This window comes from Nitrospirota bacterium, from assembly GCA_004296885.1.
Lineage (GTDB): Bacteria > Nitrospirota > Nitrospiria > Nitrospirales > Nitrospiraceae > SYGV01.
The window spans coordinates 337,928-352,736 of sequence record SCVN01000023.1; the positions used below are offsets into that span (position 1 = coordinate 337,928).

Annotated in this window: 11 protein-coding genes; all 11 read left to right on the top strand. The window is 63.5% G+C overall.

Features of this window, described 5'->3' with window-relative positions:
• Nucleotides 1-178: 178 nt before the first annotated feature.
• The 11 genes from EPO61_14750 (at nt 179) to carB (ending at nt 14,724) form a co-directional block, all read left to right on the top strand.
• Entirely contained in the window at nt 179-1,528 is a 1,350-nt protein-coding gene (locus EPO61_14750; protein TAJ07218.1) for a glutamate-5-semialdehyde dehydrogenase, read from the top strand.
• Complete coding sequence (locus EPO61_14755; protein TAJ07219.1) at nt 1,529-3,322, top strand: hypothetical protein; 1,794 nt, start codon at nt 1,529-1,531, stop codon at nt 3,320-3,322.
• A 51-nt stretch (nt 3,323-3,373) separates the two neighbouring features.
• A complete protein-coding gene (locus EPO61_14760; protein TAJ07220.1) occupies nt 3,374-4,303 on the top strand; it encodes an HDOD domain-containing protein in 930 nt (309 codons plus the stop codon).
• A gap of 291 nt (nt 4,304-4,594) precedes the next feature.
• The gene (gene pyrR, locus EPO61_14765; GenBank protein TAJ07221.1) at nt 4,595-5,155 is read left to right on the top strand and encodes a bifunctional pyr operon transcriptional regulator/uracil phosphoribosyltransferase PyrR; all 561 of its coding nucleotides are present in this window, start codon (nt 4,595-4,597) and stop codon (nt 5,153-5,155) included.
• Nucleotides 5,152-6,072 carry an aspartate carbamoyltransferase catalytic subunit gene (locus EPO61_14770; protein ID TAJ07222.1) on the top strand — a complete coding sequence of 307 codons (921 nt, stop codon included), beginning with the start codon at nt 5,152-5,154 and terminating at the stop codon, nt 6,070-6,072. Before pyrR ends, EPO61_14770 begins: the two co-directional genes overlap by 4 nt.
• Before the next feature lie 131 nt (nt 6,073-6,203).
• Nucleotides 6,204-7,493: a dihydroorotase gene (locus EPO61_14775; protein ID TAJ07223.1), complete on the top strand. Its 1,290-nt coding sequence runs from the start codon at nt 6,204-6,206 to the stop codon at nt 7,491-7,493.
• Between the two features lie 9 nt (nt 7,494-7,502).
• Nucleotides 7,503-8,048, top strand: a complete 546-nt coding sequence (locus tag EPO61_14780; GenBank protein ID TAJ07224.1) for a DUF4149 domain-containing protein — start codon at nt 7,503-7,505, stop codon at nt 8,046-8,048.
• Nucleotides 8,045-9,232: a carbamoyl-phosphate synthase small subunit gene (carA, locus tag EPO61_14785; protein ID TAJ07225.1), complete on the top strand. Its 1,188-nt coding sequence runs from the start codon at nt 8,045-8,047 to the stop codon at nt 9,230-9,232. Before EPO61_14780 ends, carA begins: the two co-directional genes overlap by 4 nt.
• Complete coding sequence (gene sppA, locus EPO61_14790; GenBank protein TAJ07226.1) at nt 9,225-10,214, top strand: signal peptide peptidase SppA; 990 nt, start codon at nt 9,225-9,227, stop codon at nt 10,212-10,214. Before carA ends, sppA begins: the two co-directional genes overlap by 8 nt.
• Nucleotides 10,215-10,234: 20 nt before the next feature.
• On the top strand, nt 10,235-11,227 hold the full coding sequence (locus tag EPO61_14795) for a M48 family peptidase (protein ID TAJ07447.1): 993 nt from the start codon (nt 10,235-10,237) through the stop codon (nt 11,225-11,227).
• A gap of 242 nt (nt 11,228-11,469) precedes the next feature.
• Nucleotides 11,470-14,724, top strand: coding sequence for a carbamoyl-phosphate synthase large subunit (carB, locus tag EPO61_14800; protein TAJ07227.1), 3,255 nt, complete (start codon nt 11,470-11,472; stop codon nt 14,722-14,724).
• Nucleotides 14,725-14,809: the final 85 nt, after the last annotated feature.

Consider the following 14,809-nt stretch of genomic DNA (forward strand, 5'->3'; position numbering starts at 1 on the left):
GACATCGCGCTCATTTTCGCTAAAATTTTCACGTCTTGTTCCCTTTCCTCTCTCTGCGGGTGGCGCCGATGACGGGACCACCTCCATCACCTTGACGCCCTCAACAACGACAGAGTATTCTCATTCCACGTCAGCCAGCACACAGGTCATCACCGACTCCGTAAGGACAGCCCCGTTTATGGATACACAGGCTCCGCTCACTGATGCGTCGGACGCTTCGCTTGAACCGGTCTCGCCCGAGGCCCTCGTTCCCGAAGCTCCTCCCAAGACGAACCAGGAATACATCGAAGACTTGGTGAAGCAGGCCCGGTCCGCCGCCGGGAAGCTGGCCTCGCTCTCGACCACCGTGAAGAACCAGGCGCTGCTGGCCATGGCGGACGGCCTCGAAGCCAAGACAGAAGAGATCCTGGCCGCGAACGAGAACGACCTGAAGGCCTTCGAGGAGGGCGAGAAGGGCAAGGACAAGGCCTTCGCGGACCGCCTCCGGCTCACGTCCCAACGGATCGCCGAGATGGCCAAGGGCCTGCGGGAGGTCGCCAAGCTGCCCGATCCGGTCGGCGAGTCGCTCAAGATGTGGCAGCGGCCCAACGGGATGCTGGTCGGCCGCGTGCGCGTGCCGATCGGCGTGATCGGCATCATCTACGAATCGCGTCCCAACGTCACCGCCGACTCGGCCGCGCTCTGCCTCAAGTCCGGCAACGTCTGCATCCTGCGGGGCGGGTCGGAAGCAATTCACTCCAACCGCGCCATCGCTGCCGTGCTGGTGGAGGCGGCGGAACAGGCCGGGGTGCCGGCCGGCGCCATCTCGCTCGTGGACCGGACGGACCGGGAGGTGGCGCTGGAGTTGCTCAAGCAGGATCAATTCGTGGATCTGATCATCCCGCGGGGCGGGGAGTCCCTGATGAAAACCGTGACGGAGGAGTCCCGCATCCCGGTGATCAAGCACGATAAGGGCATCTGCCATACTTATGTGGATTTGGACGCGGACCTGACCATGGCCAAGTCCGTCTGCGTCAACGCCAAGGTCCAACGCCCCTCCACCTGCAACGCGATGGAAGCGCTGCTGGTCCATGAGAAAGTCGCCAAAGCATTCTTGCCCGACTTCATCAAGGAGCTGTGCGCGGCAGGGGTCGAAGTCCGCGGCTGCGCCAAGACCTGCCAGATCAGCCCGGACGCCAAGCCGGCTTCGGACGAGGATTATGGCCAGGAATTCCTGGCCCTCATTCTGGCCGTCAAGGTAGTCAAGAACATGGACGAAGCGATGGAGCATATCACCCGCTACGGCTCCCGCCACACAGAGGCCATCATCACCAACGACTATGGACGGGGGCTGCGCTTCCTTCGCGAGGTGGATGCCAGCGCCGTGATGATCAACGCCTCGACCAGGCTCAACGACGGCTATCAATTCGGGCTCGGCGCGGAGATCGGCATCAGCACCACCCGCATCCATGCCCGAGGCCCGATGGGGCTGGAAGAGCTGACCTGCTCCAAATTCGTCGTGTATGGAAGCGGACAAGTTCGAGAATAGATGTCCGACGACCCTCAGATCCTCTCTATCCTGACCCAACCAGGCAGTCTGACCTTTCCCTCCAATCTCCCCTTTGCGAAGGACTTCGCGGCAGCCGGCGGTCGAGTCGTCCGCCACTCGAGCGGCCACCTGGTCTTTTACGGACCGGATCACCGGCGCTTTCTCGCCACCGATCCTGAGGGCAATCCCTTACATGAATGTGAATGGAGCGCGACTTCGGACGGGCCCGCCACACTCTTGAGAGCCCGTCTGAAGTTGGATTGGGGCCAATGGGTGGGGCTCAAGCCTGGAGGCCTCGTCAACTCGACCCAACTGGATCTGTCCAAGAAACCGGGGTGGCGGCGGTTATGCGCCGACGACCTCCGCCAGATGGCGGCCCAGGCGATGCAGGTCCCCTTCGAGGAAGTGAAATTCTTCTACGGCGACGAGGACTTGGTCATCGACAAGCTCGGCCACGCCACCATCCGGCATAAGAAGGACGCCTTCTACCTTCTTGAAGACGAAACCTTCGCCCGGGCCAAGTTCATGGCCTGCATGGGCGCAATGCATTGGAGCCGGATCGACTTTCTGCCGGTCGTGGAGCTGTTCCAGTCGCTCCTGCCGGGAACCGGCTCCGCCGCCTTCGAACTCATCCGGGGACTCTACGACGACCAGAACCAAGGCCAGTCCCAACCGCTGCCGCTCCGGTATCGCGGCATTCCCACCTATCCGTCCGACGCGGCCTACCGGCTGTTCAGCGGGTTTTTCACTCCGCACCTGCCCCGCGGCGGCGACCCGCTGCCGATCTTCATGGATCAGTCCCGTTCGCATGAAGTGCTCTGGCTGCCTTCATCCGATCCACCGAGACGCTATTTCAATCAGGCCCGACGGCTCTGCATCACCATTAAAGGGGAGACCGTTCAGAAGGTCACGAAGGCCGACGATCCGGCAGGGTTGCCCTTCGTCAAACCGGCCCCGAACGGGTTCGCCCCCTGCGATCGGCGCGTCACGGTCACCGGCGGAACGCTGCTGCTCCATCATCCTAAGGAAATCGTACGCGTGCCGCTCAGCCCCACCTGGGGCCCGATCAAAGACACCGTACCTCCGTCTCAAGGAGTCACAAGGATAGGGGAGGGGTGGCAGTCGGTCTTCGCGGGACAGCTCCCACCGGTCGAGCCGGCCCAGGCCTTTTCGGCGGTCCTCATCTATCCGGATGATGACCGGGAAATCGGCGAACTCGAAAGCCAGCCGTTCGTCGCCGATTACCTGCAGGACCTGATCGAGCAAGTGCCGGAATTGTCGGCGCGCGTCGGCCGCAGCGCGACTGTGTTGATTGACGGATTCGATGCAGCCCTCACCGCCTGCCTCAGGCTGGATGCCCCCCGCACCCATACCGTCCTGTACCGCCGGCCGGCCTTTGCCCAGAAGCAGGCCCAGTTCCTCTGGAACCAGCTGGCCCAGACCAACCATCTGGACCGACTCCCGCACTTTATCTTTCTTCCGGCCGTTGGAGCGGGCGAGGAAGCCTACCGGCAGGCTCATGACATCCTCTTCACTTGGACTCCCTTTGCAGACTTCGCCAGACCGGAGCGGCTCCAGGAAGGCTCTCGCCGGATTGCAACAGCCCTTCGTCCGGGCGGGCTGGCCTTTTTCGTCGGGCCGGCGGCCGCGCAGCGGCACTTAGCCACAGCCGGCCTCACGATTCTTCAGCAGACCCCCGTCGAACAACTGCCGACCTTCGCCATGCACCGCACAATCCTGCCGACAGCCCGCCTCAAACCAGGCCTGCTGCTCTACCTCACCACCAAGCGCTAACCCCCGGCGCACCCACTTCGGCCCCCTTCAAGTTCTGTCACGGTTCGACCGATGAAGCACCCAGAGCCGCACTCATTCCCGCAGCCCCGGCACGACCGGACAAAGAGGGGACCCCCAATGAACCAGACGTCCGATCTCCTGACCAACACGTCGTTACGCAAACTGATTGGCGACATGCAGACGCTCCCCAGTCTGCCGTCCCTCTATCGCGAGTTGATGAACATCCTGCAGGCAGACGACGCGTCCGTTGAGAAAGCCGCCCGGATCATCGCTAAAGATGTCGGGATGGTGACAAAAATCCTGCAGGTCGTAAACTCGCCCTTCTACGGACTGCGGGGGAAAGTCTCCAATCCCAGCCAGGCCGTCACCCTGCTGGGCTTGAACACGATCAAATCCTTGGTGCTCTCCCGCAAGGTCTTCAGCCAGTTCGACCAGAGCAAGATTCCATTCTTCTCATTGGAAGTGCTCTGGCAGCATGGCATGACCACCGGAGTCCACGCGCGCGCCATCGCGAAAGAGGAAGCCGTCGAACAGGCGATGACGGAAGATGCCTTCACGGCAGGGATGCTTCACGATGTCGGCACGCTGGTCCTGGCCAGCAACCTGCCCGACCAATACACCGAGATGCTCGCGCTGATGCAGGAACAAGGGCTCTCCGAATGGGACGCGGAACGCCGACTCTTCGGCGCCACGCATGCGGAGGTGGGGGGCTTCCTGCTCGGCCAGTGGAGCCTCAGCCAGACAATCGTCGACACCGTGGCCTACCATCATGAGCCCTCGCATTGTCCGACTCCGAGCTCAATCGTCCTGGCCTCCGTGCACGTCGCCAACGCCACGGAAGAAGAAACGCAAGCATCGGCCATCGGGGAGCCCGTCCATCCGATGGACCTCACCTATCTCACCGATTGCGGCTTCGCCGACCGGCTTCCCCTCTGGCAGGCCCTCTGCCGCGACGAGAGTTTGAGCAAGGCAGGGGGGTGACGCCCCCCCTGTCCGCTCCCTGATCTCCGTCGAACTCACGTCGGTTCTTGACACTCCGCATCCAACCCCGTAAGATGCAGCTGCCTTTAACGCTCATCCAGTGAGGTGAGCAAGGAGCGTGACTATGCGAAACGGCCTGCACTGCGCCGTCACCGACAACCGAACCTTCTTGCCATGGCCTGGCGGGAAGGTTTTTTTGTGCCCACATCAGTTAAAAAGTCAAAAGTCTGAAAGTCATAAAGTTTGCGACTTTCAGACCTTCGGACTTTCAGACTTTCCGACCTACCACTCATGATTCAAAACGACAAGCAGCATGAAAAGCTCATCATGGACGGGCACGAGGTGGCGCGGGCCATGACGCGCATCGCCCACGAGATTCTGGAGCGGAACAAGGGGGTCGAGGGGCTGGCCCTGGTGGGGATCAGGACCGGCGGCGTCCATTTGGCCCACCGGCTGGCTAAACGGATTCAGAGCATCGAAGGCGGGACCGTCCCCATCGGCGACCTGGATATCACCCTCTACCGGGACGACCTGGCGCTCCGGAAAGACCAGCCGGTCCTCCGCAAAACCTCCATCCCGTTCAATATCTCCGACCTGAAGATCGTGCTGGTGGACGATGTGTTGTTCACCGGGCGGACGATCCGGGCCGCCATGGACGGGCTCATCGACCTGGGACGGCCGGCCGAGATCCAACTGGCCGTGTTGGTGGACCGGGGACACCGCCAATTGCCGATCAAGGCCACCTACATCGGCAAGAACATCCCCACCTCGCGGGACGAAAACGTCCACGTCTTCCTTGAAGAAGAAGGCGAAGAGGATCGGGTTGTCATTCTCAACGGAGGCGCGCCATGAGCCTCAAACATAAAGATTTAACCGGCATCGCGACGCTGTCGCCGGACGAGATCATGCTGATCCTCGAGACCGCCGACTCCTTCAAGGAAGTCAGCGGCCGCGAAATCAAGAAAGTGCCGGCCCTCCGCGGCAAGACGGTGGTGAACTTCTTCTTCGAACCCAGCACGAGGACCCGCACCTCGTTCGAGTTGGCCGCCAAGCGGCTCAGCGCCGACGTCATCAACTTCTCCCCCTCGTCCAGCAGCGTGGTCAAAGGCGAGACGCTCCTGGACACGGCGCGCAATATCGAGGCCATGCAAGCCGACATCATCGTGCTACGCCACCAGGCCGCCGGCGCCGCAGAAACCCTGGCCCGGGGAGTGAAGTCCTCGGTCATCAACGCCGGGGATGGGTGGCACGAACACCCGACCCAGGCCCTGCTGGATCTGTTTACGATGCGCGAGAAGCACCCGACGTTCAAAGGGCTCACGGTCGCCATCGTCGGGGACATCGCGCACAGCCGCGTGGCCCGGTCGAACATCTATGCCCTCACCAAGATGGGGGCGGAAGTCCGGGCCGTGGGCCCGCCTACCATGATTCCGGCCTGCCTCGACCGGCTGGGCGCCAAGGTCTACCACCACATGGACGAAGCCTTGCGGGGCGTGGACGTGATCATGATGCTGCGGCTGCAACTGGAACGGCAGGGACGGGCGCTGTTTCCGACGATCCGCGAATACTCCCGTCTCTACGGCTTGACCGCGGAACGGGTCAAACTCGCCAATGCCGGCGCGCTGATCATGCACCCGGGCCCCATCAACCGAGGCGTGGAGATCGCGCCGGAGGTGGCGGACAGCTTCTCGTCCGTCATTCTGGATCAAGTCACCAACGGGGTGGCCGTCCGCATGGCGGTCCTCTATCTTCTGGCAGGAGCCAATTAAGCGATGAGTCGAAAAGTCAAAAAGTTGAAAAGTCCTTCAAGCCGAACGCGTAACTTTTGGCATCCTGACTGTACGATCTTCAGACTTTCGAGACTTTTCAACTTGATAGACTTTCGGACGGAGCACAACCGATGACTATTCTGATCAAAGGCGGACGGGTCATCGATCCGGGCCGGCTCAACGGCCCCGCCGAGGTCCTGATCGAAAACGGCAAGGTCGCCGCCGTCGGCCAGAACCTCCTGGCCTCCGCCGGCCGGGACAAGGGCTCCGTCACCACGGTGGACGCATCCGGCAAGCTGGTCCTGCCCGGCTTCGTGGACCTCCACGTCCATTTCCGTGAACCCGGCTTCGAGTACAAGGAAACGATCGCCACCGGCGGCGCCTCGGCCGTGGCCGGGGGCTTCACGGCGGTCTGCTGCATGCCCAATACTAATCCCGTCAACGACAGCCAGTCCGTCACGGAATTCATCCTGGAAAAGGCCCGCGCCGCAGGCAACTGTTCCGTCTTCCCCGTCGGCGCCATTACCAAGGGTTCGGAAGGGAAGGAACTGGCGGAGATCGGGGACTTGCGGCGCGCCGGCTGCGTGGCGATTTCGGACGACGGGCGGCCGGTGATGAACAGCATGGTGATGCGCCGGGCCATGGAGTATGCGCTGGCCTTCGACCTGCCCGTGATCGACCATTGCGAAGACCTGCACCTCTCCGAAGGCGGCTGCATGAACGAAGGGCTGGTGTCCACTGAACTGGGCCTCGCCGGCATCCCCGCCGCGGCGGAAGACGTCATGGTCGCGCGCAACATTGCGCTGGCCGAACTGACCGGCGCCCGGCTGCACCTGGCCCACGTCAGCACGGCCGGGTCGGTACGGATGGTGCGCGAGGCCAAGGCCCGGGGCATCCGTGTCACGGCCGAAGCCTGCCCCCATCACTTTTCCCTGACCGAGGAGGCCGTCCGGGGGTTCAACACGTTGGCCAAGATGAACCCGCCGCTCCGCGCCTGGCAGGACGTGCAGGCCATCAAGGAGGGGCTGGCGGACGGCACCATCGACGTGATCGCCACGGACCATGCGCCCCATGCGGTCCAGGACAAGCAGCGCGAGTTCTCGGATGCGCCCTTCGGCATCGTCGGCCTGGAGACCGCGCTCCCGCTCACCCTCGCCCTGGTGGAAGAAGGCATCTTGTCGTTGGAACAGGCGGTGGCCAAACTGACCACCGAGCCGGCCAAGGCCTTCAGCCTCGCCAAAGGCGGCCTGGCGCCCGGCGCGGATGCGGACCTGGTGATCGTGGACCAACAACAGAGCTGGGAAGTAGACCCGGCCCGGTTCCGTTCCAGGAGCAAGAACACGCCCTTTGCCGGCTGGAAGGTCAAGGGGCGCGTGCTCCGGACCTTCGTGGCCGGACGGATGGTGTACGAGTTTGCCTAACGGCTCTGCATCGTGACGGCAAGAGAGCCAGGACGAGGGCTGGTCGTCTGTCGCACGCTGGAGCTGGTGGCGCTGGCGGTCTGGGTGGGGGGCTTGGTCGCGATCGTCGGCGCGGTCATTCCGGCCGTCTTCAACTCCTTCGGGATGGAGCCGGGCGGGCGCTTCCTCACCAGGGTCTTCGACGGGTATAATCGGCTGACCACCGCAGCCATCGTGGTCTTGGCCGGCACGACCGGCTGGCGGGTCCGGCAGAGCCAGCACGCATCGGTGGACGAACCGTCGGCCGGTCAGGTGCAGCGAACGGAAGGACTGCTTTTGACCGTGATGATCCTGATCGCGGGGCTGATCATCCTGGTGCTGGGCCCCTCGTCCGTCATGCTCCAGGAGCAGGCCTTTGCGGCACAAGGGGAGGCGGCCAAGAAAGCGGCCTACGACGCTTTCTTTCGGACCCACATGATCGTGCGCGCATTATATGTGGTAAATCTGGGGCTCGGCATTGCGTTACTGGCGGTGAAAGCCGCCCGTTGGACCAACGCACAGCAGGCAGCGACATGAAGAAAGCAATCCTGGCTCTGGCAGATGGGACGGTCTTCGAGGGCCGCGCGCTCGGCTTTCCCGGTGAAACCGTCGGCGAGCTGGTGTTCAATACGTCCATGACCGGGTATCAGGAAATCCTGACCGACCCTTCCTACAAGGGCCAGATCGTCACGATGACCTGCCCCCATATCGGCAACTACGGCGTGAACACATCGGACGTCGAGTCCCGCCGCACCTGGGCCGATGGGTTCGTGGTCAAAGAGTCCAGCCGCAGGCCGAGCAACTGGCGCGCAGAACTGGGGTTGAGCGAGTATCTGACGGAATCGCGCATCGTCGGCATCGAGGGACTGGACACCCGGGCTCTCACCCGGCACTTGCGGGACCGGGGCTGCCAGCAGGCCGTGATCTCGCACCTGGATCTCGACCCCAAGCGGGCAACCGAAAAGGCGCGGACCGCCCCCACGATCATCGGCCGAGACCTGGCCGCTACCGTCACCTGCGCCGCGCCCTACGAATGGACGGAAGGCTCCGGCGCCTGGCCGCCGGACATCGCGGCGCACGACGCGCCTGGCCGGCCAGGCAGGGCGGGGCAGCGGCCCTTCCGGGTGGTCGTCTACGACTTCGGCGTCAAGCAGAACATTCTCCGCCGGCTCGTGGATGTCGGCTGTGCCGTCACCGTCGTGCCGGCCTCGACCAAGGCCGAGGCCGTGAAGGCGATGCGTCCGGACGGGATCATGTTCTCCAACGGACCCGGCGACCCGGAGGCCCTGCCTTATGCGGTGGAAACGCTCCGGCAGTTGATCGGTTGGCGGCCGCTCTTGTGCATCTGCCTGGGCCATCAGATTCTGGGGCTGGCGCTGGGGCTCAAGACCTACAAGCTGACCTTCGGCCACCACGCCGGCAACCACCCGGTGATGGACCTGCGCACCAAGAAAGTCGAGATCACCGCCCAGAACCATAACTTCGCGGTGCAGCTGCCCAAACCGTTCGATCCGACCGCACCCCAGGCGACCGTGGACACAAAGTTCGGGCGGGTGGCCGTCAGCCACCTGAGCTTGAACGACGGCTCGGTCGAGGGACTGGCCTGTCTGGACCATCCGGTCCTGTCCTTGCAGTACCATCCGGAAGCCTCGCCAGGACCGCACGACTCGGCCTATTTATTTCGTCAATTCGCCCAGATGATGGAGACACACCATGCCTGAGGGAATCACGACCAGTCGCGTAAGAGCGGCGCATAGCCTGGCCATCGCCGCGGCCCTGCTGTTGCTGTCTGGCTGCATCACGATCAACCTGCTCCCCGGAGCCGGACCGCTGAAGGAAGAAGAGTTGAGCGGGAGCGGCAAGGCCAAGGTGCTCCTCATCGAACTCTCCGGCCTGATCAGCTCCCAGGAGAGCGGCGGGCTCGTGGAGCAGCCCAACCTGGTCGCCCGCCTGAAAGAAGAACTGACTCGCGCGAGCGAGGACCAGGCGGTCAGCGCGATCGTGTTGCGCATCAACAGCCCGGGCGGCACTGTCACGGCGTCGGACATCATGTACCATGAGCTGAAAGTCTTCCGCGAGAAGCGCAAGGTCCCGATCATCGCCTCGATCATGGACGTCGGCGCCTCGGGGGGCTATTACGTGGCGGCGGCGGCGGACAAGATCATGGTCCATCCCTCGACCGTCACCGGAAGCATCGGCGTGATCATGCTGACCATGGACGCGCACGGGCTGCTGGACAAAATCGGCCTGGAAGCCAGGGCCGTGACGTCCGGTCCGAAAAAAGACATGGGCTCTCCCTTCAGGACCATGACGGCCGAGGAGCGGGCGATCTTCCAATCGGTGATCGATTCCTTCTACGAACGGTTCCTGACCGTCGTGAAGGAGGGCCGGCCGAATCTGTCCGCCGAACAGATCCGCAAGCTGGCCGACGGGCGCATCTACTCGGGGGACCAGGCCAAAGCGGCCGGGCTGGTCGACGGCATCGGCTATCTGGATGACGCCGTGGATCTGGCCAAGCAACAAGCCGGCGTGACCGAGGCCAAAGTGGTGGTCTACCGCCGGGCCGGCGAATACCGCCCCAACATTTATGCGAAATTCATGGGCACAAGCGGGAGCGCCGGCTGGAGCCCCTTGTCGAGCTTCGACCTGATGGGACTGGTGCGCGGCGGCACGCCCCAGTTCATGTATCTCTGGATGCCGTGACGGCCCAACAACGCTGAATGATGAACGCGGAACGACAGACAGGGGCCTCGCCTCACACCGACACCTGGGATCGGCTGGCGGCTACGCCGATCGGACGGCGCGCGGCCTTGTGCCTGGGCGCGCGCGGCGCGCTCGGCCTCTGGACGGCCCTGGGCGCCGGCGCCGCATTCGGCCTGTTCGAATCCCTGACCGGCTGCGTCCGCGCGCCGGGCACCGCCCGCGATCAGCTCATCTTCATCTCCGAGGAGCGCGAGATGGAAATGGGCGTCCAGGCATTCCGCGGGGTCTTGCGGGGAACTCGGCTCAATGAAAACCCCGAGATCAACGAGATGGTCCACCGGGTGGGGCAGCGGATCGCCGAAGCGGCGCGGAAGCCGGAGTACCAGTGGGAGTTCGCCGTGATCCAGGACGATCGCACGATCAACGCCTTTGCCTTGCCGGGCGGCAAAGTCGCCGTCTTCACGGGCATCCTCCGGTTGACGCGCGACGACGACGGACTGGCCACCGTCATGGGACACGAGGTCGCGCATGCGCTGCAACGTCACGGCGCGGAGCGAATGAGCCGCGGCATCCTCGAACAAATCGCGCAGGTCGGCACCATGGCGGCCTCGGCGACCGGAGCCATCAACCCCGCCGCCATGCAAGGCCTGCAGAGCGCCTACGGCGTCGGCGTGTCCTTGCCCTTCAATCGCAAGCAGGAATCGGAAGCGGATTTTATCGGGCTCCGCCTGATGGCCCAAGCTGGCTACGATCCAAGAGCCGCGGTGCCCTTCTGGGAACGGATGAGCGGCTGCCCTAGACAGATGATCGGCAAGCTCTGCTTCCGCACGCAAAACGCGATCCCGGAGTTTCTGTCGACCCACCCGTCGGACGCCACTCGTATCGGCCAGATCGAAGCCTGGATGCCGGACGCCATGCGCTTCTACCAGCCGCCTGGCGGGTCCGAACCGGTTCAGGATATCCCCGCTCCGAAACCGATTTACAAACCGCAAATCGGGCCGATGCCGGGATGAGATGAATAGCGCCATAAAACAATTCTCCTCAATAATCTCCGCCAACTTCGCAGGCTGTTCAAAAAGGCCGTCCAGTGCGGCCGCAGTGAGCGAGAGGGGCGAGGAGGTACATACCGAGCTTCGCTTGAACCGCTCGCTTCGATCATATGCGAGCGGAGAGGTACTTTGCCGCTCGCTCTCCCGTACGGTGAGCCTCCGAACGAGGCGAGAACAAAGCTGGCGGACTTTTTAACGGCCTGGTAATGCCTAAACGCACCGACATCAAGACCATTCTCCTGATCGGCTCCGGCCCCATCGTCATCGGGCAGGCCTGCGAATTTGACTATTCCGGCACCCAGGCCTGCAAGGCCCTCAAGGAAGAAGGCTACCGGGTGGTGCTGATCAACAGCAATCCGGCCACGATCATGACCGATCCGGAGCTGGCCGACCGGACCTACGTGGAGCCCATCACACTGGACGTGGTGGAGCAGGTGATCGAACGGGAACGGCCGGACGCCCTGCTCCCGACAATGGGCGGCCAGACGGCCCTGAACACCGCGATCGGCCTGGCCAAGCGCGGCACGCTGGCCAAGTACGGAGTCCAGCTCATCGGCGCGTCGGCCGAGGCGATTCACAAGGCGGAGGACCGCGAAGCCTTCCGGCAGGCCATGTGGAAGATCGGGCTGAAGACCCCGGAGAGCGCCGTCGCGCGGACGCTGCTCGACGCCGAACGCGAACTCGACCGGATCGGGTTTCCCACCATCGTGCGGCCGTCCTTCACGATGGGCGGGACCGGCGGGAACATCGCCTACAACATCGAAGAGTTCCGTCACTGCGTCGAATGGGGTCTGCAGGCCAGCCCGGTCGGGGAAATTCTGATCGAACAGTCCGTGATCGGCTGGAAGGAATTCGAACTGGAGGTGATGCGGGACCTCAAAGACAATGTCGTGATCGTCTGCCCGATCGAGAATTTCGACCCGATGGGCATCCACACCGGCGACAGCATCACCGTGGCCCCGGCCATGACCTTGACCGACAAGGAATACCAAGCCCTGCGGGACGCGGCCGTCCGGATCATCCGCGAGATCGGCGTGGATACGGGCGGCTCCAACATTCAATTCGGGCTGCACCCGGACACGGGCGAGATGGTGGTCATCGAAATGAACCCGCGCGTCTCCCGCAGCTCGGCCCTGGCCTCCAAGGCCACCGGCTTTCCGATCGCCAAGATCGCGGCGAAACTGGCGGTCGGCTACACGCTCGATGAGATCACCAACGACATCACCCGCGTGACCAAAGCCTCCTTCGAGCCGACCATCGACTACGTCGTCGTGAAGATTCCGCGCTTCACCTTCGAGAAATTTCCCGGCGCCGACCCGACCCTGACCACCCAGATGAAATCGGTCGGGGAGGCCATGGCCATCGGGCGCACCTTCAAAGAGGCCCTGCAGAAAGCCGTCCGCTCGATGGAGATCGACCGCTACGGTCTGGTCTCCCTGCTGGGCCTGGACCGGGGAGTTCCGGCCAAGGCCAATCGGGAGGAATTGGCGACCAAAGTCCGCGACCGTCTGCGCAGCCCTCACCCGGACCGGCTCTGGCATCTGGCGGACGCCATGCGGCTGGGACTGCCGACGGAGGAACTGTATCAACGCACCAAGATCGACCCCTGGTTCCTGGAGCAGATTCGCGAGATCGTCCGGTTCGAGGATCGGCTTCGCGGAGAAGCCTTGACGGCCGATCTCCTGCGGGAGGCCAAGCAACTTGGCTTCTCGGACGAACGAATCGGTCAGCTGAACGGACTGGACGGCAAGACTCTCCGCGAGCGCCGCATCAATCCGCCGGTCGAGACCGAGGCGATCCGCGCCACGTACAAGCGGGTGGATACCTGCGCCGCGGAATTCGAAGCCAAGACGCCGTACCTCTATTCCACCTACGAACGGGAATGCGAAGCGGCTCCGACCCAGAGGAAGAAAGTGGTCATCCTAGGCGGCGGCCCGAACCGGATCGGACAGGGCATCGAGTTCGATTACTGCTGCGTCCATGCCGCGTTCGCCCTCCGCGAAGAGGGGTACGAGACCATCATGGTCAACTGCAATCCGGAGACCGTGAGCACCGACTACGACACCTCGGACCGGCTCTACTTCGAGCCCTTGACGCAGGAGGATGTGCTGAACATCATCCGGGTCGAGCAGCCGCTGGGCGTGGTCGTCCAGTTCGGCGGGCAGACGCCGCTCAAGCTGGCTCTGCCGCTGGCGCAGGCCGGCGTCACGATTCTCGGCACCAGCCCCGACGCCATCGACCGGGCGGAAGACCGGGAACGGTTCCGCGACTTACTGGAGAAGCTCAAGCTCCGCCAGCCGGACAGCGGGATCGCCCGTTCCGTGGAGGAAGCGATCCAGCGAGCCGCCGCCATTACCTATCCCGTGATGGTCCGCCCCTCGTACGTGCTGGGCGGCCGCGCGATGCGCATCGTCTACGACGAGGCCGGCTTGAGGGGCTACATGACCTCGGCGGTCACCGCGTCCCCGAATCATCCGGTCCTCATCGACAAGTATTTGGAAGATGCGATCGAAGTGGACGTGGACGCCCTGTCCGACGGGCGACGGGTCGTGGTCGCCGGCATCATGGAACACATTGAAGAGGCGGGGGTCCATTCGGGCGATTCGGCCTGCTCGCTTCCGCCCTATACGCTGGGGCATTCCGTCGTGGAGGAAATCAGACGACAGACCACCGCATTGGCCATGGAACTGGGCGTCATCGGCTTGATGAACGCCCAGTTTGCCGTCCGGGACGGCAAAGTCTTCGTGCTCGAAGTGAACCCGCGCGGCTCGCGGACTGTGCCTTTCGTCAGCAAAACCATCGGCGTCCCTCTGGCCAAGCTGGCCATGAAAGTCATGATGGGCAAGACGCTTGACGAACTCGGCTTCACCGAAACCAAGCCCTTGGCCCATGTCGCGGTGAAAGAGGCCGTCTTCCCCTTCATGAAATTCGCCGGGGTGGACGTGCTCCTCGGCCCGGAGATGCGCTCCACCGGCGAAGTGATGGGCGTGGACGGGGATTTCGGCTGGGCCTTTGCCAAGTCTCAAGCCGGCGCCGGCGTGGCCCTGCCGCGCGGCGGCACGGTCTTCCTGAGCGTGAAGGATCAGGACAAGCCGGCGGCTCTGGATGTCGCGCGGCACCTGCAGCGCCTCCGGTTCAAGATCGAAGCCACCAGCGGCACCGCCGCCTACCTGCGCAACCAGGGGGTCGAGGTGCAGACGGTCAACAAGGTCAACGAAGGGCGCCCGCACATCGTGGACCACATCAAGAACGGTGAAATCAGCCTCGTCATCAACACGGTCGGGAGCGAGGCCTCGCATGCCGACTCCGCCTCGATCCGGCGCGAGGCGCTGCAAAAGGGCTTGCCTTACTATACGACCATGCGTGGCGCGCTGGCGGCCGCCTTGGGAATCGACGCGTCGCTCCGCAAGGCATTGACGATTCGGTCTCTCCAGGAATACCATGCGCGCAGGGAATGTTGAACGATGAATGATGAATGATGAACGAACAGACGAACCACTTCCCGTTCATCATTCAACATTTTGCATTCACCATTAAGGGGTAACA

Excerpts from the sequence above, each read along its gene's own strand:
- EPO61_14750 (TAJ07218.1), top strand. The coding sequence starts at position 179 with ATGGATACACAGGCTCCGCTCACTGATGCGTCGGACGCTTCGCTTGAA.
- EPO61_14755 (TAJ07219.1), top strand. The coding sequence starts at position 1,529 with ATGTCCGACGACCCTCAGATCCTCTCTATCCTGACCCAACCAGGCAGT.
- EPO61_14760 (TAJ07220.1), top strand. The coding sequence starts at position 3,374 with ATGAAGCACCCAGAGCCGCACTCATTCCCGCAGCCCCGGCACGACCGG.
- pyrR (TAJ07221.1), top strand. The coding sequence starts at position 4,595 with ATGATTCAAAACGACAAGCAGCATGAAAAGCTCATCATGGACGGGCAC.
- EPO61_14770 (TAJ07222.1), top strand. The coding sequence starts at position 5,152 with ATGAGCCTCAAACATAAAGATTTAACCGGCATCGCGACGCTGTCGCCG.
- EPO61_14775 (TAJ07223.1), top strand. The coding sequence starts at position 6,204 with ATGACTATTCTGATCAAAGGCGGACGGGTCATCGATCCGGGCCGGCTC.
- carA (TAJ07225.1), top strand. The coding sequence starts at position 8,045 with ATGAAGAAAGCAATCCTGGCTCTGGCAGATGGGACGGTCTTCGAGGGC.
- sppA (TAJ07226.1), top strand. The coding sequence starts at position 9,225 with ATGCCTGAGGGAATCACGACCAGTCGCGTAAGAGCGGCGCATAGCCTG.
- EPO61_14795 (TAJ07447.1), top strand. The coding sequence starts at position 10,235 with ATGAACGCGGAACGACAGACAGGGGCCTCGCCTCACACCGACACCTGG.
- carB (TAJ07227.1), top strand. The coding sequence starts at position 11,470 with ATGCCTAAACGCACCGACATCAAGACCATTCTCCTGATCGGCTCCGGC.